Origin of the sequence: Cellulomonas olei (assembly GCF_039548315.1) — a bacterium.
GTDB lineage: Bacteria > Actinomycetota > Actinomycetes > Actinomycetales > Cellulomonadaceae > Cellulomonas.
Map to the genome: position 1 here is coordinate 21,697 of NZ_JBCLVN010000018.1, position 21,705 is coordinate 43,401.

General features: G+C 74.3%; 19 protein-coding genes. 3 read left to right on the forward strand and 16 right to left on the reverse strand.

Annotation, left to right across the window (positions count from 1 at the left end):
• Positions 1 to 7: 7 nt before the first annotated feature.
• Positions 8 to 769, reverse strand: coding sequence for a DUF2017 family protein (locus AAHH18_RS07550; protein ID WP_343301184.1), 762 nt, complete (start codon positions 767 to 769; stop codon positions 8 to 10).
• Positions 770 to 1,057, reverse strand: coding sequence for an ATP-dependent Clp protease adapter ClpS (gene clpS / locus AAHH18_RS07555; protein ID WP_283320843.1), 288 nt, complete (start codon positions 1,055 to 1,057; stop codon positions 770 to 772).
• Between the two features lie 57 nt (positions 1,058 to 1,114).
• On the opposite strand from clpS, the gene AAHH18_RS07560 reads away from it, so the two are divergent.
• The gene (locus AAHH18_RS07560) at positions 1,115 to 2,440 is read left to right on the forward strand and encodes a nicotinate phosphoribosyltransferase (protein ID WP_343301185.1); all 1,326 of its coding nucleotides are present in this window, start codon (positions 1,115 to 1,117) and stop codon (positions 2,438 to 2,440) included.
• 110 nt (positions 2,441 to 2,550) lie between these two features.
• Here the strand turns inward: AAHH18_RS07560 and AAHH18_RS07565 are convergent, their stop codons facing one another.
• The 10 genes from AAHH18_RS07565 to AAHH18_RS07610 all read right to left on the reverse strand — a co-directional run bounded on the left by AAHH18_RS07565 (position 2,551) and on the right by AAHH18_RS07610 (position 12,780).
• Positions 2,551 to 2,706, reverse strand: coding sequence for a hypothetical protein (locus AAHH18_RS07565; protein WP_222171906.1), 156 nt, complete (start codon positions 2,704 to 2,706; stop codon positions 2,551 to 2,553).
• Between the two features lie 172 nt (positions 2,707 to 2,878).
• Positions 2,879 to 4,684, reverse strand: a complete 1,806-nt coding sequence (locus AAHH18_RS07570; RefSeq protein ID WP_283320845.1) for a DEAD/DEAH box helicase — start codon at positions 4,682 to 4,684, stop codon at positions 2,879 to 2,881.
• Positions 4,681 to 5,061, reverse strand: coding sequence for a DUF3039 domain-containing protein (locus AAHH18_RS07575; RefSeq protein WP_343301186.1), 381 nt, complete (start codon positions 5,059 to 5,061; stop codon positions 4,681 to 4,683). The genes AAHH18_RS07570 and AAHH18_RS07575 overlap by 4 nt, the downstream gene beginning before the upstream one ends.
• 111 nt (positions 5,062 to 5,172) lie before the next feature.
• The gene (locus tag AAHH18_RS07580) at positions 5,173 to 6,177 is read right to left on the reverse strand and encodes a hypothetical protein (RefSeq protein ID WP_343301187.1); all 1,005 of its coding nucleotides are present in this window, start codon (positions 6,175 to 6,177) and stop codon (positions 5,173 to 5,175) included.
• Between the two features lie 244 nt (positions 6,178 to 6,421).
• Positions 6,422 to 7,216 (reverse strand): glucosamine-6-phosphate deaminase, encoded by a 795-nt coding sequence (gene nagB / locus AAHH18_RS07585; RefSeq protein WP_283320848.1) that lies wholly within the window; start codon positions 7,214 to 7,216, stop codon positions 6,422 to 6,424.
• The gene (locus tag AAHH18_RS07590) at positions 7,216 to 8,199 is read right to left on the reverse strand and encodes an ROK family protein (RefSeq protein WP_343301188.1); all 984 of its coding nucleotides are present in this window, start codon (positions 8,197 to 8,199) and stop codon (positions 7,216 to 7,218) included. The genes nagB and AAHH18_RS07590 overlap by 1 nt, the downstream gene beginning before the upstream one ends.
• Before the next feature lies 1 nt (position 8,200).
• Positions 8,201 to 9,151 (reverse strand): carbohydrate ABC transporter permease, encoded by a 951-nt coding sequence (locus AAHH18_RS07595; protein WP_283320849.1) that lies wholly within the window; start codon positions 9,149 to 9,151, stop codon positions 8,201 to 8,203.
• Positions 9,148 to 10,104: a carbohydrate ABC transporter permease gene (locus AAHH18_RS07600; protein ID WP_343301189.1), complete on the reverse strand. Its 957-nt coding sequence runs from the start codon at positions 10,102 to 10,104 to the stop codon at positions 9,148 to 9,150. The genes AAHH18_RS07595 and AAHH18_RS07600 overlap by 4 nt, the downstream gene beginning before the upstream one ends.
• Positions 10,105 to 10,177: 73 nt before the next feature.
• The gene (locus tag AAHH18_RS07605; RefSeq protein ID WP_343301190.1) at positions 10,178 to 11,473 is read right to left on the reverse strand and encodes an extracellular solute-binding protein; all 1,296 of its coding nucleotides are present in this window, start codon (positions 11,471 to 11,473) and stop codon (positions 10,178 to 10,180) included.
• Between the two features lie 104 nt (positions 11,474 to 11,577).
• Entirely contained in the window at positions 11,578 to 12,780 is a 1,203-nt protein-coding gene (locus tag AAHH18_RS07610) for an ROK family transcriptional regulator (protein ID WP_283320852.1), read from the reverse strand.
• A 133-nt stretch (positions 12,781 to 12,913) separates the two neighbouring features.
• Between AAHH18_RS07610 and AAHH18_RS07615 the strand changes: the two genes are divergently transcribed.
• Both AAHH18_RS07615 and pgi read left to right on the forward strand, forming a co-directional pair.
• On the forward strand, positions 12,914 to 13,963 hold the full coding sequence (locus tag AAHH18_RS07615) for an LLM class flavin-dependent oxidoreductase (protein WP_343301191.1): 1,050 nt from the start codon (positions 12,914 to 12,916) through the stop codon (positions 13,961 to 13,963).
• Positions 13,964 to 14,057: 94 nt separating this feature from the next.
• A complete protein-coding gene (gene pgi, locus AAHH18_RS07620) occupies positions 14,058 to 15,740 on the forward strand; it encodes a glucose-6-phosphate isomerase (protein WP_343301192.1) in 1,683 nt (560 codons plus the stop codon).
• A gap of 85 nt (positions 15,741 to 15,825) precedes the next feature.
• Here pgi and AAHH18_RS07625 read toward each other — a convergent pair whose 3' ends face one another.
• The 4 genes from AAHH18_RS07625 to dnaJ all read right to left on the reverse strand — a co-directional run bounded on the left by AAHH18_RS07625 (position 15,826) and on the right by dnaJ (position 21,636).
• Positions 15,826 to 16,884 (reverse strand): glycosyltransferase family 1 protein, encoded by a 1,059-nt coding sequence (locus AAHH18_RS07625; RefSeq protein WP_343301193.1) that lies wholly within the window; start codon positions 16,882 to 16,884, stop codon positions 15,826 to 15,828.
• 6 nt (positions 16,885 to 16,890) lie between these two features.
• Positions 16,891 to 19,629, reverse strand: a complete 2,739-nt coding sequence (locus AAHH18_RS07630; RefSeq protein WP_459349096.1) for a sodium-translocating pyrophosphatase — start codon at positions 19,627 to 19,629, stop codon at positions 16,891 to 16,893.
• Positions 19,630 to 19,737: 108 nt separating this feature from the next.
• Entirely contained in the window at positions 19,738 to 20,505 is a 768-nt protein-coding gene (locus tag AAHH18_RS07635) for a 16S rRNA (uracil(1498)-N(3))-methyltransferase (RefSeq protein WP_343301194.1), read from the reverse strand.
• Between the two features lie 3 nt (positions 20,506 to 20,508).
• Positions 20,509 to 21,636 carry a molecular chaperone DnaJ gene (gene dnaJ, locus AAHH18_RS07640; RefSeq protein WP_343301195.1) on the reverse strand — a complete coding sequence of 376 codons (1,128 nt, stop codon included), beginning with the start codon at positions 21,634 to 21,636 and terminating at the stop codon, positions 20,509 to 20,511.
• Between the last annotated feature and the right edge of the window lie 69 nt (positions 21,637 to 21,705).

Below are 21,705 nucleotides of genomic sequence, written 5' to 3' on the forward strand. Positions count from 1 at the left end.
CTCGATCCTAGTCCCGCCCCGGGTCGTCGTCGTGCTCCGGGGCGCCCGGGAGGTCCGCGAGCAGGCACGCCATGAGCGTCTCCTGCCACCAGCCCAGCGCGAGGAACACGGAGCCGAGGTACTGCCGGGCCTGCGCCGCGTGGTCGTCCGGGGCGGGGTCGCCGTGCACGACCTCCTGCTCGAGCCGCTCGCTCGCGTCCTCGTCGGCCACCCCGAGCCGCTCCCCGAGCACCAGCCGGACGTCGGTGAGCGTCGCCGCCAGCTCCGCGGCCCGCCCGCGCGGCACCCGGACGACCGTGCCCGCCAGGTGCCGCCCCGTGGGCGCCGGGCCGCGGTCGGCAGGGCCGCCGTCCCCGCCCGCTGCGGGGTCGGTCGCGCCGGGGGTCGTGCCGGGGGTCGCGCCGCCCACGAGCGCGTCGTGCAGCGCGCGCAGCCGCGCGAGCTTGCGCGCCCGCAGGTCGTCCTCGGTCAGCCGGCGGAACTCCGCGGTCACCTCGGGGTCGTCGCGGGACGCGTCGGGCAGCAGCCGGTGGACGGCCGGGTCGTCCGGCGCGGGCAGCGGGTCGAGGCGCAGGTGCAGCTCCCCGAGCGCGTCGGAGGGGCCGCCGGGGTCGGGATCCCCGTCGACGTCGCCGCCCCGGCCCCCCGCGCCGCCCGGGCGGTCGCCCAGCAGCTCCGCCACGTCCGCCACGACCGTCGCCAGCACCTCGCGCTCCCCGGCGTCGACCTCCGCCACCAGGTCGTCGCCCTCCCGCCGGAACGCGCGCACCTACGCGTCGCCCCGCTGGAGCGTGGCCCACAGCCCGAACCCGTGCATCGCCTGCACGTCGACCTCCATCTGCTCGCGGTTGCCGGTGGACACGGCCGACCGGCCCTGCTCGTGCACCTCGAGCATCAGCTTCTCCGCCTTCGCCTGCGGGTAGCCGAAGTACGAGCGGAACACGTAGGTGACGTACGACATGAGGTTGACCGGGTCGTTCCAGACGACCGTCACCCAGGGCTCGGCGACGGCGCCCTCGGCGTGGGCGGTCTCCTCGGGTGCGATCTCCACGGACACCGGACCACTCTAGGTTCCCTGGCGGCGACGCCGCCCCCGCGCGCCTACCGTGTGCCCATGACGTCGAGCACCGCCCTGCTGACCGACCGGTACGAGCTCACCATGCTGCAGGCCGCCCTCGCGGACGGGACGGCCGAGCGCCGCTGCGTCTTCGAGGTGTTCACGCGGCGCCTGCCGCACGGGCGGCGCTACGGCGTGCTCGCGGGCACCGGCCGCGTCCTCGAGGCGCTGGCGGACTTCCGCTTCGGGCCCGAGGAGCTCGGCTGGCTCGCGCGCGAGGGCGTCGTCGACGACACCACGCTGGAGTACCTCGCGGACTACCGGTTCACGGGGACGATCACGGGGTACGCGGAGGGGGAGATGTTCTTCCCGCACTCCCCCGTGCTGACCGTCGAGGGCAGCTTCGCCGAGGCGGTGCTGCTGGAGACCGTCGTGCTGTCCGTCCTCAACTACGACTCCGCCGTGGCGTCGGCCGCGTCCCGCATGACGAGCGCCGCGATCGGCCGGCCGTGCCTGGAGATGGGTGCCCGGCGCGCCCACGAGCAGGCCGCGGTCGCCGCCGCGCGAGCCGCCGCCGTCGCCGGGTTCGCCGGGACGTCGAACCTCGAGGCCGGCCGGCGCTACGGGATCCCGACGATCGGCACGGCCGCGCACGCCTTCACGCTGCTGCACGACGACGAGGAGGCCGCCTTCGCGGCACAGGTCGCCTCCGCCGGCGCCGGGACCACGCTGCTGGTCGACACCTACGACGTGCGCCGCGGCGTCGAGCGGGCCGTCGCGGCCGCCGGCCCGGGCCTCGGGGCGGTGCGGCTCGACTCCGGCGACCTCGGCGTGCTCGCGCAGGAGGTGCGCGCCCAGCTCGACGCGCTCGGTGCCCGGGACACGCGCATCGTCGTCACGTCCGACCTCGACGAGTACGCGATCGCCGCGCTCGCCGTCGCACCGGTGGACTCCTACGGGGTCGGCACGTCGCTGGTCACCGGGTCCGGCGCGCCCACGTGCGGCATGGTCTACAAGCTCGTGGCCCGCGAGGGTGCCGACGGCCGGCTCGCCCCGGTGGCCAAGGCCTCGACCGCCAAGACGTCCACCGGGGGCCGCAAGACCGCGGCACGGCGGCTGGACGGCGACGGGCGGGCGGTCGCCGAGGTCGTGGTGAGCGGCGGCGACGACGCGGTGCGGGCCTGGGCGCCGGACTCCGACGACCTGCGGGGCCTCGTCGTGCCGCTCGTCGTGGACGGCGCGGTGCAGCCGGGCTGGACGGGCGCGGACGGTGTCGCCGCGGCCGCCGCCCGCCACGCCGCGTCCCGGGACGAGCTGCCCCGCGGGGCCCGGCGGCTGTCCGCCGACGAGGCCGCGCTGCCCACGGTGACGCTGACGGTCTGAGCCCGGGCGCGGGGCCCGGACGGCACGGGCGCGGACGGCACGGGCCCGGACGCACCGGTGCCCGCGCCCCCGGGACGGGGACGCGGGCACCGGCTACCGGCGGTGGCGGGCTAGACCCGCGAGCCTCCGCGGCGCACCAGGCCGAGGATCAGGCTCACGACGAGCACCGCGATACCGATCCAGAGCAGGAACTTCGCGGCCTCGACCGCGACGCCCAGGATCAGCAGGACCACACCGATGATGATGAGGATGAGCCACGTGGGCATCTGACGATCTCCCTTCGTCCCCCTGCTCCGTGGTCCGCCGGTCGACCCGGCGGACGTCTGTCACGGGGACGACGTTCTCACCGGTCAGCGCGGTCCGCACGCCGGGAGCAGCGGTTGCGCGCCGGCCGAACCGTGGTAGTAGCAGCGCGCTGACCTGCACGGATACCGGGAGTCAGCGCTTGCCGACGAACCAGCCCCTGACCATCGACACCCGCGCCTCGAGCTGCGCCGGGTCCGCCAGCGGGACCTCCGGGCCGCCGCAGCGGCGACGCAGCTCGGCGTGCACCGCGCCGTGCGGCTGCCCGCTCCGGCGCGACCAGGCGCCCACCAGCTGGGACAGCTCCTTGCGCAGCTCCGCCTGCCGCCGGTGGTCCATCTCGGCGCGGTCCGGCTCCGGCTGCCCCTTGCTCCGGCGGGCGTTGACCTGGCTGGCCTGGCGCTGCCGCAGCAGGGTCGTCACCTGGTCCGGGTCGAGCAGGCCGGGCAGCCCGAGGAAGTCCAGCTCCTCCTCCGAGCCGACGTCCGCGCCCGTGCCGAACTCGCCGCCGTCGAACAGCACGCGGTCGAACGAGGCCTGGGCCTCCAGCGCCTCGAACGTGCCCTGCAGGGCGTCCGAGGCCTTCTCCGACCGGTTCGCGTCCGCGACCAGCGCGTCCTCCGGGTTGTAGCCCTCGCCCTGCTCCTCGGCGGTCAGCGGCCGGTCCAGGGCGTGGTCGCGCTCGACCTCCAGCGCGTTCGCCAGGGCCAGCAGCGGCGCGACGCTCGGCAGGAACACCGAGGCGGTCTCCCCGCGGCGCCGCGCGCGGACGAACCGCCCGACGGCCTGCGCGAAGAACAGCGGCGTCGCGGTGCTCGTCGCGTACACGCCGACGGCGAGCCGCGGGACGTCGACGCCCTCCGAGACCATCCGCACGGCCACCAGCCAGCGGGACTCCGACGCGGAGAACTCGTCGATGCGGGCGCTCGCCCCGTCGTCGTCGGACAGCACGACGGTCGGCGACTCCCCCGTCAGCCGGGCCAGGTGGCCGGCGTACGCGCGGGCGTCCGTCTGGTCGGTCGCGATGACCATGGCCCCGGCGTCCGGCACCGTGCGCCGCACCTCCGTCAGCCGGCGGTCGGCCGCGGCGAGCACCGACGGGATCCACTCGCCGTCCGGGTTGAGGGCCGTCCGCCATGCCTGCGCGGTCATGTCCTTGGTCAGCGGCTCGCCCAGGCGGGCGCTGACCTCGTCGCCGGCCTTCGTCCGCCAGCGCATCGAGCCCGAGTAGGTGAGGAACAGCACCGGGCGGACCACGTGGTCGCGCAGCGCCTCGGAGTAGCCGTACGTGTAGTCCGCGCGGCTGCGCCGGATGCCGTCCACGCCGCGCTCGTACTCGACGAACGGGATCGCGGCCGTGTCGCTGCGGAACGGGGTGCCGGTGAGTGCCAGGCGCCGCGTCGCGCCCTCGAACGCCTCCCGCACCGCGTCGCCCCAGGACAGCGCGTCACCGCCGTGGTGCACCTCGTCGAGGATCACCAGCGTCGGCGCCGCGGTGGTGCGCGCGGCGTGCAGCGCCGGCTTCGACGCCACGCCCGCGTACGTCAGCGCGACGCCGTCGAACCCGTGACCGTGCCGGCCCTGCGCGTTCTTGAAGTTCGGGTCCAGCTTGATGCCGACGCGCGCCGCCGCGTCCGCCCACTGGTGCTTGAGGTGCTCCGTCGGCGCGACCACGGTCACGCGGCGTACGATCCGCGCCTGCAGCAGCTCCGTGGCGATCCGCAGCGCGAACGTCGTCTTGCCGGCGCCCGGGGTCGCGACCGCCAGGAAGTCCCGCGGCGACGTCGTCAGGTACTGCTCGAGCGCCTCGGCCTGCCAGGCGCGCAGCTTGCCCGCCGTCCCCCACGGCGCACGCCCGGGGAACGCCGGCGGCAGCTGCGATGCTGCCGACGTCGAGGCGTGCGAGGCGGATGAGGACGAGGGGCGCTCCGCGGCGCTCACTGTCCGCCGGAGGAGTCGCCCGAGCCCTTGCCGCGGCCGAAGCCCCAGCGGCGTCCCCCACCGCCGGACCCCGTGTCGCCGTCCCCGCCGTCCTGCGGTTCGCGCAGACCCTCGTAGATCTCCTTGCAGACGGGGCACACCGGGAACTTGTTCGGGTCCCGCCCGGGGACCCACACCTTGCCGCAGAGCGCGACCACGGGCTTGCCGGACAGCGCCGACTCCATGATCTTCTCCTTGCGCACGTAGTGCGCGAAGCGCTCGTGGTCGCCCGGCTCGACGGCCTGCTCCTGCTCGACGCGCTCGAGGAGCCCCGTCGACCCGCCGCCCGGCTCCGACAGTCGGTCCGGCTCGGTGCTCGGCGGCAGGGGCTCACTCATGCCCGCCATCGTACGCCCCCCCCCCCCCACACCCCCCCGCGCCCGCCCCCGCCCCCCGCGCCCCGCCCCCGCCCCTCAGCCCGGCGAGGTCGTCATGTGGGGCCGTGGTCGTCAGGTCGGCCTGACGACCTCGGCCCGAGATGACGACCTCGCGGCCGCGGGGACCCGCCGCCCGTCGCGGTCGCCCCGACCGAGCGCGCGCCGCACCCTGCCCGCCAGCGCCGCCGGGTCGCGAAGGTCGGACCAGGTGACGCGCAGGACTCGCCAGCCGGCCTCCTCGATCGCGTCCTGACGTCTCTTCTCGGCGAACACCGCGTCAGGCGCAGTGCTCCCGTATGCCCCGGAGTACTTCACGAACCCGTCGAACTCCACGACCACGCGCGGCTCGTCCCACCCGAGGTCGCCGCGGAACAACCCCAGACGGGTCGGGAGCGGGACCTGCAGGTCTGGCGCGGGGAGCCGGGCCCGCAGCAGGTGCCACCGGGTCAAGGACTCACCCGGCGACTCCGCCCGCGCATCGGCCAGGTCGAGCACCCCGCGGGCGCGGGCAGCTCCGCGACGACCGGCCCGAGCCCGCAGCAGGGCGTCGATCCGCTCCGGGTCCGCCCCGATGCGCAGGCCCGAGTCGGCGACGACGAGTGCCGCAGGAGGGTCGAGGAGGCAGGCGCAGTCGACGACGGTGCGTTCCAGGCTCGTGACAGGGAGCCCGTCGAGCACGACCTGCTCGCCGACCGGCACGGTCCCGTGGTGTCGCGCCACCGAGGCGTCGCCGTGGTCGGAGGGCCTCGAGCGCTGGACCAGGTGGGTCGTCGAGGGCACGTCCAGCAGGTCGCAACCCCACAGCAGCGCGGCGGTCTGGTGGCTGAACCACCCGGGCGCCGTCCGACGCTCGTGCACGGCCCGCACACGAGCCAGGGCCGCACGGCGGTCCCGCTCCGCCGGGGTCCGCTCGGCCGGCGGCGGCGGCAGGTACGCGCCCCGGCCGACCTTCGTCCACGCCGGATCACGACGCAGCCGACGCAGCCGTGCCTGGTCCTCCCCCTGCGCGAGGACCAGGCTCGGCAGCGGCTCACGCCGTGCGCCCGCCACCGGCCGTCCCGTCTCCACGTCTGACATCGCGCCACTCTGCCCGCCCGGCGTCACCCTGGGCCAGGCGGGGTGCACGGCCTGTGGACGACGCCGCCGCACCCTCGACCCGCCACACGAGGAGACCGTCGGTCGCGCCGCGGCCACCCGGTCGGACCGAGGTCGTCAGGTCGGGCCGAGGTCGTCATGTCCAGCTGACGACCTCGGCCGCAGCTGACGACCTGACGGGTGCGGGGCGGGCGGGGCGGGCGACCCGGGGCGACGCGGGGTGGGGCTAGATGGTCTGCCAGGCGGGCTTGGCGGCGAAGGTCTCGCGGTAGTACGCCGCGAGCTGGAGGCGGCTCGCCGCCGCCTCGTCGACGAGGACCGTGGCGTGCGGGTGGTGCTGCAGGACGGTGCCGGGCCACATGGCGCTGACGGGGCCCTCGACGAGCTGGTGCACGGCCTCGGCCTTGTGCTTGCCGGTCGCGAGCAGCAGGACGTGCCGCGCGGACATGATGGTCGCGAGCCCCTGCGTGAGGCAGTGCGTCGGCACCTGCGCGACGTCGCCGCCGAAGAACCGGGCGTTGTCCTCGCGGGTCTGGCGCGTCAGCGTCTTGATGCGGGTGCGGGACGCCAGCGACGACCCGGGCTCGTTGAACGCGATGTGCCCGTCGGTGCCGACGCCGAGGATCTGCACGTCGACGCCGCCGGACTCCGCGATGGCGGCCTCGTACGCCGCGCAGGCCGCGGGGATGTCCTCCGCGAGCCCGTCGGGGCCGTGGACGTCGGCGGGGTCGATGTCGACGCGGGAGGCGAACTCCGTCTCGATGACGTTGCGGTACCGCTCGGGGTGGTCGGCGGCGAGCCCGACGTACTCGTCGAGCATGAACGCCTGCACGCCCGCGAACGACAGGCCCTCCTGCGTGTGCCTCCGCGCGAGCTCGTCGTAGACCGCGAGCGGGCTGGACCCGGTGGCGATGCCGAGCACCGCGTGCCGGCCCTCCGCGGCGCGGGCGCGCAGCACCCGCTCGATCGTGTCCGCCGCGAGGCGGGCCAGCTCGGGCCCGGGCGCGATGACGACCTCCATCAGGACTCCCTCCGTCCGACCAGTGCGGCGCCGACGGCACCCACCGGTACTCCACGCGGCGCGAGGGTGACCCGCTCCGCCATCTGCATCGCGGCCAGGAACGCGGAGTCCCTGGCCTGTCGGTCCAGCTCGTCGCGCAGCACGGCGAGCAGCGGCGCGCCGAGCTCGCTGACGCCGCCGCCCACGACGACGTGCGCGACGTCGGTCGTGAGCAGCAGCACCCGCACCGCGGCGGCGAGCGCGTCGGCGAACCGGGCCCGCACCGCGAGCGCCGCGGGGTCCCCGGCCTCGGCCGCCTCGAACAGCGCGACCGGCGCGGGCCGTCCGTCGGACGTCGGCCACGCGGCGCCGAGCGCGCTGCCGGACGCGTACTGCTCGAGGCAGCCGCGCTGGCCGCACGGGCACGGCAGCCCGCCGGGGACGTGCACGAGGTGCCCGATCTCCCCGGCCACGCCGCTCGCGCCGCGCCGCAGCCGGCCGTCCAGCACGAGGCCCGCCGCGAGACCGGTGCCGAGCGCGAGGAACGCCAGGTCGGGCGCCGGGTCGGGCAGCAGGTGCGCGGCGCCGACTGCGGCGACGTTGAGGTCGTTCTCGAGCCGCACCGGCACGCCGCCCAGCAGGCCGGACACCTGCGCGGCCAGCGGGACGGAGCCCTCGATGCCGAGGTTGACGGCGTGCTCGACGCGCCCGGCGCCGGGGTCCACGATGCCGGGCAGGCCGATGCCCACGCCCGCGAGGTCGGCGACGGCGAGCCCGGCGTCCGCGACGAGCCGGTGCACGGCCTCGGCGGCTGTGGCCGCGACGGCGTCCCCCCCGGGGCGCGACGCGAGCCGCAGCCCGGGTCCGCTGGTGCCCTCGGGGTCCACGAGCACGCCGAGCGTCTTGGTGCCGCCGACGTCGAGCCCGACGGACCAGCCGGCGGACGCGCCGGTCGTTGCCGGTCCCGGGCCGCTCGCCCGGGACCGCGTGATCACCTCGTCCACGTCAGCCCTTCACCGCTCCGGACACGAGCCCCGAGGTCATCCTGCCCTGGACGACGAGGAAGAACACGATGACGGGCACGGCGATGAGCGTGGACGCCGCCATGACCTCGCCCCAGTCGACGCCGCGGTTGGTGCTGGCGGCCAGGAACGAGCGCAGCCACAGCGGCAGCGTGCGCGCGGACTCCGCGGGCAGGGCGACCAGCGCGACGGTGAACTCGTTCCACGCCTGCAGGAACGCGTACACCCCGGACGCCACGAGCCCGGGGGCCAGCAGCGGGAACGTGATCCGCAGGAACGCCCGGGTGCGCGACAGGCCGTCCACCATCGCGGCCTCCTCGAGCTCGATGGGCACGCCGGCCACGAACCCGCGCAGCATCCAGATGGTGAAGGGCACGACGGCCGCGGTGTACAGCACCGAGACGCCGATGACGCTGTTGAGCAGCCCGGCGGTGGACAGCATCTTGTACTGCGCGATGAACAGGCCCTCGGCAGGCAGCATCTGGACGAACAGCACCGCCACCACGAACGTCAGGCGCCCGCGGAACCGGAACCGGCTGATGGCCAGCGCGGCCAGGAACGCGAACACGAGCACGGCCACCACGGTCGTGCCGGTGATCGCGAGGCTCATGCGCAGCGCCGACCCGAACGAGCCGCCCTCGAGCACCGAGCGGAAGTTGGCGAGCGTCGGGCTGGTCGGCAGGAACGACGGCGTCGCGGACCGCAGGCGCGCGTCGGGCGTCAGCGCGGACAGCACCATCCAGTAGACGGGGAACGCCCACAGGGCGGCGACCGCGATGCCGAGTGCGCCGAGCAGCACGCGGCCGAGGCGGCGGCGCAGGCGGGGTCGCGCGGCGGGGCGCCGGCTGACCGGCACGGCCGGGGTCCCGCCGCGGGCGGCCCCCGCGGCCACGGGGCGGGCCGGCGCGGCGGCGCCGGTCTCGACGGAGCTCATCGGTCCTCCTTGAGCAGGCTGCGGACGTAGGGCCAGCTGAGCAGCACGGTGAGCGCGAGCACGAAGATCGACACCGCAGCGGCGCCCGCGAAGTCCTGCCGGCCGATGCCGAGCTCGAAGATGAAGTTGCCCAGCAGGTTCGTCTCGCTGACCGGGGCGCCGCTGTCCTGCAGCAGGCGGATCTGCGCGAACACCCGCAGGTCCCAGATGATCTGCAGCAGCAGCACGATCGACAGCACGGGCCGCACGAGCGGCATGGTGACGTACCAGAAGATCTGCGCGGGCCGGGCGCCGTCGATGCGGGCGGCCTCGAGCACCTCGTCGGACACCTGCGTGAGCGCGGCGTAGACGGACAGCGCCACGAACGGCACCGACATCCAGACGATGACGACGGTGGCGACGAAGAAGAACGACAGCGGCTGCGCGAGCCACGAGTGCCCGGCGTACGAGTCGAAGCCGACCTGCACGAGCAGCCAGTTGACGACACCGGTGCGCCAGTCGAACAGCCACTTCCAGACGGTGACGGCGGCGACGAGCGGCATCGCCCACGCGAGCAGCAGGGCGACCTGGAGCACGACCCGCACGACGGGGTGCACGGCCTTCATGAGCAGCGCGAGCAGCACCCCGATGCCGACGGTGACGAAGGCGTTGACGAGGCAGAAGACGACGGACCGCACGACGACCGCCCACAGCGCGTCGTCGCTGAAGATGCGGGCGTAGTTGTCGAGGCCGACGAAGGTGGGCGGCTGGCCGAACTGCTGCGCGAGCCCGAACTCCTGCAGCGACGTGACGACCTGCCAGAACAGCGGGTAGCCCATGCCGAGCAGCAGGACGGCGACGGCCGGCACCAGCAGGACGTACGGGGTGGCGCGGGGGCCGCGGCGCCGGCGGGCCGCGGGCGGCGCGGCCGGGGAGGCGGCGGGGGGCGCGGGGCGCGCCTCGGTGGTGGACATGCGTTCTCTCCTGACGGGCGACGTGCCGGCCGGCGCCGGCCGCGGGGCGCTGGTCCCCGCGGCCGGCGGTCGGTCACTGGCCGTTCAGCATCGGCGTGATCTGCTCGTCGTACTGCGCGGCGAGCTCGGTCACGTCACCGCCCTCGGCGATCTTCTGGAACAGCTCCTCGTAGACGAACGCCGCCTCGACCGCGGCCCAGCCCGGCGCCGCCGGGGTGAGCTTGGACGCCGCGGCGGTGTCGATCATCGTCTGCGCGAACTCGTCGTCGCCGAGCGAGGAGACGTACTGCGAGTTGGCCGGCCCGAGGCCGTTCTCGCCGAGCAGCTGCTGGTACTCGGGCGAGAAGATGATCCGCATGAGGTTCTCGGCGAGCTCCGGGTGCTGGGACTTCGCCGAGATCGCGATGTTCGAGCCGCCCGCGAACACCGGCGCGAGGCCGCCGTCCGCGCCCGGCAGCGCGAAGATGCCGAACTTGTCGGTGTCCGCCATGCCGTCGCGGACCTCCTCGCCGGCGTCGTTCGTCGTCAGGTCGCCGATGGACCAGCGGGCCCAGCCCGGCGCCATGATCGTCGCGGCGGCCGGGGCGGCGCCGTCGGTGCCGTCGTTGAGGAAGTCCCAGTAGGCGACGTCGCGCTCGGTGGCCGGCACGTTGGACGAGCCCTCGTACACGGCCTGCCACTGCTCGAGGCCCTCGATCGTCTTCGGGTCGGACAGCGTGGAGGTCCACTCGCCGCCGTCCTCGGTGGCGAGCTCGCCGCCGTTCGCGAACACCCACGAGATGCCGTTGCGCCAGTCCTGGCCGCCGATGGCGAACCCGGACTGCGAGTCGGTGCGGAGCTTGGTGACGTCCTCGGAGAACTCGGCGAGGGTCGTCGGCGGCTCGAGGCCCGCGGCCGACCAGATGTCCTTGCGGTAGAACATGTAGCGCGAGCCGAAGTAGTACGGCAGCGCGTAGTTCTTGCCGTCCGCCTTGCCGACCTCGACGAACGAGGGCAGCAGGTCGTCACCGCCGAGCTCGTCGTACAGCGGGGTCAGGTCGCGGAACGCGCCGATCGTGGTGAAGGTCGGCGACTGCGTGTTGCCGATCTCGACGACGTCGGGGGTGTTCGCGGCGTCCGGCAGCGCGGTGGTCAGCTTCGTGACGAGGTCGCCCCACTCCTGCTCCTCGATGGTGAGCGTCGAGCCGGGGTTCTCCTCCTCGAACGTCGTCTTGAGGTAGTCGCGCAGCTCGTCGGGCGTGTCCGCGCCGGCGAGCCAGAGGGTGATGTCCGCGGCCTCGGGGGTGCCGTCCGACGACGTCGAGCCGCCGTCGTCGCCCGACGAGCACGCCGTGAGCGCGAGCGTCGCCGCCACACCGACGGCTGCCATCCGTACGATCTTCACGTTGGTGTTCCTCCCTGATGCGAGGCGAGGCCCGTCCGGGCGTCGCCGGGGTGGTGGTACCGGCACTGCAAGCGGTCGGCTCGGGGTCGTCACGTGACCCCGAGCTGACCGGACAGCACGAGCGCCGCGGCGCCGGAGAGCGCCCCGTCCTCGTCCAGCGAGCCCATCCGCAGCACGAGGTCCTGCCCCAGCAGGGGCATGGTCCGGGCCCGGACGGTGGCGAGCGCCTCCACCCTGAGGGCTCCGTCGAGCAGCTCCGGGGGACCGGAGAGCAGGACCTCGGCGAGGTTGAGCGCGCTGACGACGGGAGCCAGGGCGATGCCCAGCTTCCGTCCGACCGACGCGAGCACCGCGTCGGACTCCTCGGGGGTGCGGCCGGCCGTGGCGCGGCGCAGGGCGGGCAGGGAGAGCAGGGTCTCCAGGCAGCCCTCGCGCCCGCACGCGCAGGGCTGCGGCAGCGGGTCGCCGGCGCGGACGTCGCGGTCGTCGACCACGGTCACGTGCCCGATCTCCCCGGCGGCGTCGGCCCGGCCGCGCACGAGCGCGCCGTCCAGGACGATGCCGGCGCCGACGCCCTGCCCGACGGTGACGACCATGAGGCCGGTGCCGGTCGCGCCGCCGTAGGTGTACTCCCCCAGCGCGTGGACGTTCGCGTCGTTGGCGACCTGCACCGGCACGCCGAGGCGCTCGGTGAGCAGCGCGGCCAGGGGCAGGTCGTACCAGCCGCGGTTGGGGGCGGCCACGACGAGGCCGGTGGGGTCGATGACGCCGGGCGACCCGATGCCGACGCCCACGACGGGCCGGTCGGCCGCGGCGAGCAGCTCGCGGCACAGGTCCTCGAGCACGGCGACGGCCGCGTCCCCGGTGCGCCCGTCGAGCGAGACGGCGCGGCGCGCGACGACGGCGCCGGTGAGCGTCATGACGGCGCCGCGCAGGCTGGCGTCGTCCGCCAGGTCCACGGCGACGACGTGGAACTCCTCGGTGCGCATCCCGACGAGCGTCGCGGGCTTGCCGACGCGGCCCTCCGGCCGGAGTCCGAGCTCCTGCACGAGGCCCTCGGAGATGAGGACGGACACGAGGTCGGAGACGGTGACCCGGGTGAGGCCGGTGCTGCGGGCGAGGTCGGCGCGCGAGGAGGGCCCCTCGTGGAACAGGTGCTGCAGGACGAGCGCGCGGTTGTGCGCCCGGGCGTGCTCGGGGAGCACCTTGGTGGTGGGCCGCAGCGCGCGCCCCACTCCCCGCGGTGCGGGTGCCCCGGGACGCGTCGTCCGCGTCGTCTCTGTCGCCGACATGTTTGTTAGTAGACCTTCCTTACTAACTACCGTCAAGCAGTTCCTGTGACCGTGACCACATCGTGACCGGCCGTTCACCGCCCTGACATCCGCCTCCCGGAATGCCCGCGGCGCCGCGAGCGCTCCACCTGCCATGGAGCTCGGTCTGTACACCTTCGGCGACATCCACCCCGACCCGGTCACCGGCGCGGTGACCTCCCCCGCCCAGCGGCTGCGCGACGTGCTGGAGCGCGTGCGGCTCGCCGAGCAGGTCGGGCTCGACCACGTCGGCGTCGGAGAGCACCACCGGCCCGACTACGCCATCTCCTCCCCCTCGACCGTCATCGCCGCCGCGCTCGCGCAGACGGAGCGGATCAGCGTCGGCAGCGCCGTGACGGTGCTGTCCACGGAGGACCCGGTGCGGGTGTACCAGCAGTTCGCGACGATGGACCTGCTGTCCGGCGGGCGGGTGGAGCTGCTGGCCGGCCGCGGGTCGTTCATCGAGTCGTACCCGCTGTTCGGTGCCTCGCTCGACGACTACGACGCGCTGTTCGAGGAGAAGATCCGCCTGCTGCTGCGCATCGACCGCGGCAACCCGGTGACGTGGTCCGGCCGGTTCCGCCCGCCGCTGCAGGGCGTCGACGTGCTGCCGCGCCCGCTCGACAAGCCGGGCCTCGGCGAGCACCTGCGCATCGCGATCGCGACCGGCGGCAACCCCGCGTCCTCCGAGCGCGCGGGCCGGCTCGGCCTGCCGGTGTCCTACGCGATCATCGGGGGCCGCCCCGCGGACTTCGCCGGGCTCGTGCAGCTCTACCGGCGCACCCACGAGGAGGCCGGCCACGACCCGGCCACGCGACGCGTCGAGGTCGCCGGGATGGGGTTCGTGGCCGACGACGGCCGCGCGGCGCGCGAGTTCTTCTTCCCGTACTGGCTCGACTCCATGCGGCGCATCGCGTCCGAGCGCGGCTTCGCGATCCCCAACCGCATCGCGTTCGAGTCGCAGGCCGCCAAGGGCGGGGCGTACTTCGTCGGGGCGCCCGAGGAGGTCGCCGAGCGGATCGTCGCCCTGCACGGCGCGCTCGGCCACGACCGGCAGATCTTCCAGATGGACCTGTCCGGCGTGCCGCAGCGGGAGAGCCTGCGGGCGATCGAGCTGCTCGGCACGCGCGTGGCGCCGCTGGTGCGCGAGGCGCTGGGCGGCTGAGCCGGCCGCCCGCGGGGCCGACGGTCCCGCTCGCCCGGGGTCGCCGCGCGGATACGGTGGTCCCCGTTGGATCTGCTTCCGAGAGGGACTCCCCGTGACTGCACCCGTCGACGCCACCACCACCGGCGCCTGGACCGCCCTGACCGCGCACCGTGACGCGCTGACCCCGGACCTGCGCGGCTGGTTCGCCGCCGACCCGGAGCGCGCGGACCGCCTGACCCGCCAGGTGGCGGACCTCACCGTCGACCTGTCGAAGAACCTCGTCACCGACGAGACGCTGTCCCTGCTGCTGGCGCTGGCCGACCAGGTCGACCTGAAGGCCCGCCTGGACGCGATGTTCGCCGGCGAGCACATCAACGTCACCGAGGACCGCGCGGTGCTGCACACGGCCCTGCGCCGCCCCGCGGACGCCGAGCCGCCGCTGGTCGTGGACGGCCAGGACGTCGACGCGGACGTGCAGGAGGTGCTCGCCAAGGTCGCCGCGTTCGCGGAGAAGGTCCGCTCCGGCGAGTGGACGGGCGTGACCGGCGAGCGGGTGGCGACCGTCGTCAACATCGGCATCGGCGGCTCGGACCTCGGCCCCGTCATGGCGTACGAGGCGCTCAAGCCGTACGTGCAGGAGGGCCTCGAGGTCCGGTTCGTGTCGAACATCGACCCGACGGACATCGCCGAGAAGACGAAGGACCTCGACCCGACGACGACGCTGTTCATCGTCGCGTCCAAGACGTTCAGCACCCTGGAGACGCTGACCAACGCGCGCCTGGCCCGTGACTGGCTGTGGCGCGGGTTGGTCGCCGCCGGCGCGATCGAGGACACCGAGGAGGCCCGCACCGGCGCGGTCGCCAAGCACTTCGTGGCGGTCTCGACGGCGCTCGACAAGGTCGCGGCGTTCGGCATCGACCCGCAGAACGCGTTCGGGTTCTGGGACTGGGTCGGCGGCCGCTACTCCGTCGACTCGGCCATCGGCACGTCGCTCGCCATCGCGATCGGCCCGGACGCGTTCGGCGAGCTGCTCGAGGGCTTCCACGCCGTCGACGAGCACGTCCGCACCACGCCGTTCGAGCAGAACGTGCCGGTCCTCATGGGCCTGCTCAACGTCTGGTACGTGAACTTCCTCGACGCGCACACGCACGCCGTCCTGCCGTACGCGCAGTACCTGCACCGGTTCCCGGCGTACCTGCAGCAGCTCACGATGGAGTCGAACGGCAAGTCCGTCCGCTGGGACGGCACCCCGGTCACGACGCAGACCGGCGAGGTGTTCTGGGGCGAGCCCGGCACCAACGGCCAGCACGCGTTCTACCAGCTCATCCACCAGGGCACCCGGCTGATCCCGGCGGACTTCATCGCGGTCGCGAACCCCGCGCACCCGCTGAAGGACGGCGACACCGACGTGCACGCGCTGTTCCTGGCGAACTACTTCGCGCAGACCAAGGCGCTGGCGTTCGGCAAGACGGCCGACGAGGTCCGCGCCGAGGGCACGCCGGAGGCGATCGTCCCGGCCCGCGTGTTCAGCGGCAACCGCCCGACCACGTCGATCCTGGCGCCGTCGCTCACGCCGTCGGTGCTCGGCCAGCTCATCGCGCTGTACGAGCACATCACGTTCGTGCAGGGCGTGGTGTGGGGCATCGACTCGTTCGACCAGTGGGGCGTCGAGCTCGGCAAGAAGCTCGCGCTGGAGATCGCCCCGGCGGTCGAGGGCGACGCGGATGCGCTCGGGGGCCAGGACCCGTCGACGCGCGCCCTCATCGCGCGCTACCTGGAGCTGCGGCAGGGCTGAGCCCCCCGCGCACCGGGCACGACGTGCCGGAGGCCCGCACCCCCGCTCGGGGTGCGGGCCTCCGCCGCGTCCGGGACGGGAGCGCTCAGCGCGCGGCCCCGAACCACTCCTCCACCCGCTCGGTCACCGCGCGGTCGAACGAGTCGTCGTCGTGGTGCGTCATCAGCCACTGCACGAACGACCCGCCGGCCACCGCGTCGAGCTCCTTGCGGCAGCGCGCCGTGTCGGTGACGGCGCGGTGCAGCAGGTCGACCGCCTCGTCCGGCGTCCGGTAGCAGAACGGGTACCCCTCGGGCAGCAGGGCCCGCGCCCAGGGCAGGTCGGGGAACACCCCGACGGCACCGGCCGCGAGCGCCTCCACGTACTCCAGCCCGTAGGACTCCTCGGTCGCGGTCGCCAGGAACGCCGTGGTGCGCGCGAGCGCCTCCCAGTACGAGTCGCGGCTGGCGGTCAGCGGGCCCACCCAGCACCAGTCCCGCTCCGACATCCGCATCGCGGCCTCGGAGACGAGGTGCGACTCGTGCAGGCGGGCCTCCACCCGGATCGGCGTGCGCTTGTGCACGCGGTCGACGACCTCGAGGAACAGCCGCGGCTGCTTGCGCTCGGAGACGTAGATCGCCGGGTACAGCACGACCGGGACCGGCGGTTCCCGCCGCGGCCGGATGTGGTCGACCCGGAACCCGAGGTTCACCCAGGCGATGCGCGCCCGCTCCCCCAGCGCCGGCACGGTGCTGCGGGCCACCAGCTCGCGGATCTCCGACGCGGTGCGGGCGGAGTTGGCGAACGTCGGGAACAGCGCGCACGACAGCGCCAGGGCCGCGCGCTCCACGTCGTGCGGGTAGCGGGTGGCGTCCCACCACACGAAGTTCATGATCTGCGGCCGCTCGCACCCCCCGGCGCGCAGCGTCTGCCACACCTGCACCGAGTCCAGCACGTCCATCGTCACGACCACCGTGCCGTCGCCGTCGAGGAACTCCAGCGGCAGCATGTCGAACCCCGCGCACCGCCGCGGCCCGGGGCCGACCAGCACCGACCCCGGGAACACCCGCAGCAGCCGCCGGACGAGCGTGGCCGCGGCGTCGTGCCCCGCGACCTGCCCGTCAGGCCCGACGAGGACCGCGTCGTGCTTGACGGCGACGCGCACGGCCGGTCACCGCCCCTCGGACTCGACCAGCTCGTCGGCGCCGGCCGGGACGTCGTCGGGCAGGACGTCGCGCTCGGTCGCCGCCTGGCGGGGCAGGCCGTCGCCGGCCGACCGGTCCGCCGTGGCGTCCCGGTCGTCCGCGCGGTCGCCGGTGCCCGCGTCACCGCCGGCGGGCTCGGCCGGCTCGACGGGCTCCGCGTCCCCGACCGGCGCCGACCCGATGCGCATCCCGTAGAACGACCGGTACACGAAGTACGCCGAGACGACGAAGAACACCGCCGCCAGCACGTGCACCAGGGTGCCGCGCCCGTCGTCCGTGAGGCTCACCGCGAGCTCGACCGCCAGCAGGCCGAACAGCGTCGTGAACTTGATGACCGGGTTGAGCGCGACGGAGGAGGTGTCCTTGTACGGGTCGCCCACCGTGTCGCCGACGATCGTCGCGTCGTGCAGCGCGGTGCCCTTGGCGTGCAGGTCGACCTCGACGATCTTCTTCGCGTTGTCCCAGGCCCCGCCGGCGTTCGCCATGAAGATCGCCTGGTACAGGCCGAACACCGCGATCGAGATCAGGTAGCCGATGAAGAAGAAGGGCTCGACGAACGCGAACGACAGCGTCGCGAAGAAGATCGCGAGGAACATCGTCAGCATGCCCTTCTGGGCGTACTGGGTGCAGATCTCCACGACCCGCCGGGAGTCCTCCTCCGAGGCCCGGGTGCTGCCGTCGAGCTTGATGTTCCCCTTGATGAACTCCACCGCGCGGTACGCGCCGGTCGTGACCGCCTGGATGGACGCGCCGGTGAACCAGAAGATCACGGCGCCACCGGTGATGAGACCCAGCAGGAACGGCGGGTGCAGCAGCGACAGGTTCTCCAGACCGGTGGTCAGGCCCTGCGTGAGCGCCACGATGATCGAGAAGATCATCGTGGTCGCGCCCACGACGGCGGTGCCGATCAGCACGGGCTTCGCGGTCGCCTTGAACGTGTTGCCGGCGCCGTCGTTCTCCTCGAGCATCCGCTTGGCGTTCTCCCACTGCGGGAGGAACCCGTGCTCGCCGTCGATCTGCTCCGCGGCGCCCGGGAGCTCCTCGACGAGGGACAGCTCGTAGACGCTCTGCGCGTTGTCCGTGACCGGGCCGTAGGAGTCGACCGCGATGGTCACCGGGCCCATGCCGAGGAACCCGAACGCCACGAGGCCGAACGCGAACACCGCCGGCGCGACCATGAGGTCGCCGAGGCCCTGCTCGCTGATGAGGAACGCGCCGCCCATGAGACCGACCACCGTCATGCCGAGCCAGTAGGCCGAGAAGTTGCCGGCGACCAGGCCCGACAGGATGTTGAGCGACGGGCCGCCCTCGCGCGAGGACGTGACGACCTCGCGCACGTGCCGGCTGTTGGTCGAGGTGAACACCTTGACGAGCTCCGGGATGAGCGCGCCGGCCAGCGTGCCGCAGGAGATGATCGCCGCGACCTTCCACCACAGCCCGTCCCCGGCGCCCTCGAGGTGCCCGAGCACCGCCCAGGTCGTCACGTAGGTGAAGACGATGGACACCAGCGAGGTCAGCCACACCAGCGACGTCAGCGGCTTCTCGAAGTCCATGCGGTCGGCCGTGGCGTAGCGGCGGCGGGTCCAGGCGTCGTTGGCCAGGTAGGACACGGCGGACGCGATGACCATGACCGCGCGGATGACGAACAGCCACACCAGCAGCGTCGCCTGCACCGCCGGGTCGTCGACGGCCAGCAGCACGAACGTCACCAGCGCCACGCCGGTCACGCCGTAGGTCTCGAACCCGTCCGCGCTCGGGCCGACGGAGTCGCCCGCGTTGTCACCCGTGCAGTCGGCGATGACGCCGGGGTTGCGGGCGTCGTCCTCCTTGATCTTGAAGACGATCTTCATGAGGTCGGAGCCGATGTCCGCGATCTTGGTGAAGATGCCGCCCGCGATGCGCAGCGCCGAGGCGCCCAGCGACTCGCCGACCGCGAACCCGATGAAGCACGCGCCCGCCACGTCCGCGGGCAGGAACAGCAGGATCACGAGCATCATGAACAGCTCGAGGCTGATGAGCACCATGCCGATCGACATGCCCGACTTCATCGGGATGCGGTGCACCGGCAGCGGCCGGCCCCGCAGCGACGCGAACGCCGTCCGGGAGTTGGCGAACGTGTTGACGCGGATGCCGAACCACGCCACGGCGTAGGACCCCGCCATGCCGAGCAGGCTGAAGGCGATGATCATCGCGACCCGGCCCCACTCGAAGCCGACGAGCGCCTTGTAGTACACGACGATCACCGCGGCGATGAACACCCACAGCAGCATGAGGAACCGGCCCTGCTGCGTGAGGTACGTCTTGCAGGTGGAGTAGATGAGCTCGGAGATCTCCCGCATCGCCGCGTGCACCGGCAGGCGCCGGAGCTGCACGTACGACGCGACGCCGAAGGCCAGCCCCAGCACGCACACCACCAGGCCGAGGCCCAGCAGCAGGCGCCCGGAGACGCCGCCGAGCACGGTCACGGCGCCGAGGTCGGGCAGCACGAGGCTCGCCTCGCCGCCGTGCACGGCGCCCGCGCCGGCGCCCGATCCGGCGCCGCCGCCGGCACCCGCGCCGGCCTCGCCGCACCCGGCGAGCAGGAGGGTCAGCGCGCCGGCGGCCCCGCCCAGCACGGGCAGGCGCCGGGAGCGCCGGGAGGTGCGGCGAGGTGCTGCTGCCCCCGCCGCGAGGTCGTCGTTGCCGGTCCGTACGTCAGTGTTCACGGTCGGTTCCCTGGTGAGAGCGCCTTCGCTGCCACCTTCGACGCTAGGACCGTGACGCAGGTCACGGATGAGACGTACGGCCCAGGACCGACGTCCCGGGCAGGCGCCTCAGCCCCAGCGGCCGAGCCGCTGCGCGAGCAGCCCGAGGGCCACCGGACCGGCCGTCGACGTGCGCAGCACGTGCGGCCCGAGCCGGACGGTGACGGCCCCGGCGCCGACCAGCGCCGCGACCTCCCGCTCCGAGATGCCGCCCTCCGGGCCGACGACGACCAGGACGTCCGTCCCGGTGCCGGCGGCGGGCAGCCCGGCCCCGGCCAGCGGCACGGTCGCCTCCTCGTGCAGCACCAGCGCGACCCCGCCCGCGGCCACCACGTCGCCGACCCGCCGCGCGAGCGCCGGGGAGTCCAGCGCGAGCTCCACCTCGGGCACGTGCGCCCGGCGGGCCTGCTTCGCCGCGGTGCGGACGGTGCCGAGCCAGCGCGCCCGGCTCTTCGCCGCCCGGTCCCCGCGCCACACGACGACCGACCGCTCGGCCTGCCACGGCACGACGCCGTCGGCGCCGACCTCCGTGGCCGCCTCGATCGCCAGCTCGTCCCGGTCGCCCTTCGCGAGGGCCTGCACCAGGACGAGCCGCGGCGCGGGCACCGCCTCCACGACGACCTCCTGGACGCGCAGGTGCACGCCCTCGGGGCCCACGTGCTCGACCTCGCCGACCAGCCGCACGCCGGCCGTGTCGACGACGTCGACGCGCTCCCCCGGCGCACGCCGCTGCACGACGCCCGCGTGCCGCCCCTCGGTGCCGTCGAGCAGGTACAGGTCGCCGGCCGCGAGGGCGGCGAGGCCGCCCGGCTCGGCCAGGAAGACGGGTGCCGTCACGCGTCAGCGTCCGGCGAGCTTGTCGCGCAGCTTCGCGAACACCCCCGGCGCCGACGCGCTCAGCCGCGCCTCCGGGCGCTCCTCGCCGCGCAGCGCCGCGAGCCGGCGCAGCAGCTCCGCCTGCTCGTCGTCCATCGCGGTCGGCACCTGGACGTCCACGTGCACGTGCAGGTCGCCGCGGCCGCCGGCGTGCAGGTGGCCGACCCCGAGCCCGCGCAGCGTGACCACCTGGGCGGGCTGCGTACCAGGACGCAGGTCCACCTCCTGGGGGCCGTCCAGCGTCTCCAGCGTGAGCACCGTGCCGAGCGCCGCCGCCGTCATCGGGACCTGCAGCGTGCAGTGCAGGTCGTCGCCCTCCCGGACGAACGTCTCGTGGCGGCGCTCCCGGATCTCCAGGTACACGTCGCCGGCCGGGCCGCCCGCCGGGCCGACCTCGCCCTGCGCCGTGAGCTTGATGCGCGTGCCGGTGTCGACACCCGCGGGGACGTCGACCTCCAGGACCCGGCGCGACCGGACGCGCCCCTCCCCGGCGCACTCGGTGCAGGGCTCGGGGATGACGGTGCCGAACCCGTGGCAGGCCGCGCACGGCTGCGACGTCATGACCTGGCCGAGGAACGAGCGCGCGACGCGCTGGACGCTGCCGCGCCCGCCGCACACGTCGCAGGTGCGCGGGGACGTGCCGGGACGGCAGCAGGTGCCGCTGCAGGTGGGGCAGACCACCGCCGTGTCGACCGGCACCTCGCGGTGCGTGCCGAACGTGGCCTCCGCGAGGTCGATGTCGAGCCGCACGAGCGCGTCCTGCCCGCGGCGCGCCCGCGGGATCGGACCGCGCTGCGCGCCGCCCCCCGCCGCGGCACCGAAGAACGTCTCGAAGATGTCCTGGAAGCCGAAGCCCCCGCCCATGCCGCCGCCCGGGGACGACGGGTCGGCGCCCATGTCGTACATGCGGCGCTTCTCCGGGTTGGAGAGCACGTCGTACGCCCGGGACACGTCCTTGAACCGCTCCTCCGACGCGGCGTCGGCGCCGGCCACGTCCGGGTGCAGCTCGCGCGCCAGCCGGCGGTAGGCCTTCTTGATCTGCTCGGGCGTGGCGTCGCGGTCCACGCCGAGCACCTCGTAGTAGTCGCTCACTCGTCACTTCCTGTCGGTCGCGCGCGTCGACGCGGGTCGGGGGCGCCGCGGGGGCGGGCGCGGGTCGTG

Bases quoted from the DNA above. Each gene is read 5' to 3' on its own strand.
- AAHH18_RS07565 (WP_222171906.1), bottom strand. From the start codon at position 2,706: ATGCCCACGTGGCTCATCCTCATCATCATCGGTGTGGTCCTGCTGATC.
- nagB (WP_283320848.1), bottom strand. From the start codon at position 7,216: ATGGAGGTCGTCATCGCGCCCGGGCCCGAGCTGGCCCGCCTCGCGGCG.
- AAHH18_RS07605 (WP_343301190.1), bottom strand. From the start codon at position 11,473: ATGGCAGCCGTCGGTGTGGCGGCGACGCTCGCGCTCACGGCGTGCTCG.
- AAHH18_RS07610 (WP_283320852.1), bottom strand. From the start codon at position 12,780: ATGTCGGCGACAGAGACGACGCGGACGACGCGTCCCGGGGCACCCGCA.
- AAHH18_RS07560 (WP_343301185.1), top strand. From the start codon at position 1,115: ATGACGTCGAGCACCGCCCTGCTGACCGACCGGTACGAGCTCACCATG.
- AAHH18_RS07600 (WP_343301189.1), bottom strand. From the start codon at position 10,104: ATGTCCACCACCGAGGCGCGCCCCGCGCCCCCCGCCGCCTCCCCGGCC.
- AAHH18_RS07615 (WP_343301191.1), top strand. From the start codon at position 12,914: ATGGAGCTCGGTCTGTACACCTTCGGCGACATCCACCCCGACCCGGTC.
- AAHH18_RS07595 (WP_283320849.1), bottom strand. From the start codon at position 9,151: ATGAGCTCCGTCGAGACCGGCGCCGCCGCGCCGGCCCGCCCCGTGGCC.
- AAHH18_RS07580 (WP_343301187.1), bottom strand. From the start codon at position 6,177: ATGTCAGACGTGGAGACGGGACGGCCGGTGGCGGGCGCACGGCGTGAG.
- AAHH18_RS07575 (WP_343301186.1), bottom strand. From the start codon at position 5,061: ATGAGTGAGCCCCTGCCGCCGAGCACCGAGCCGGACCGACTGTCGGAG.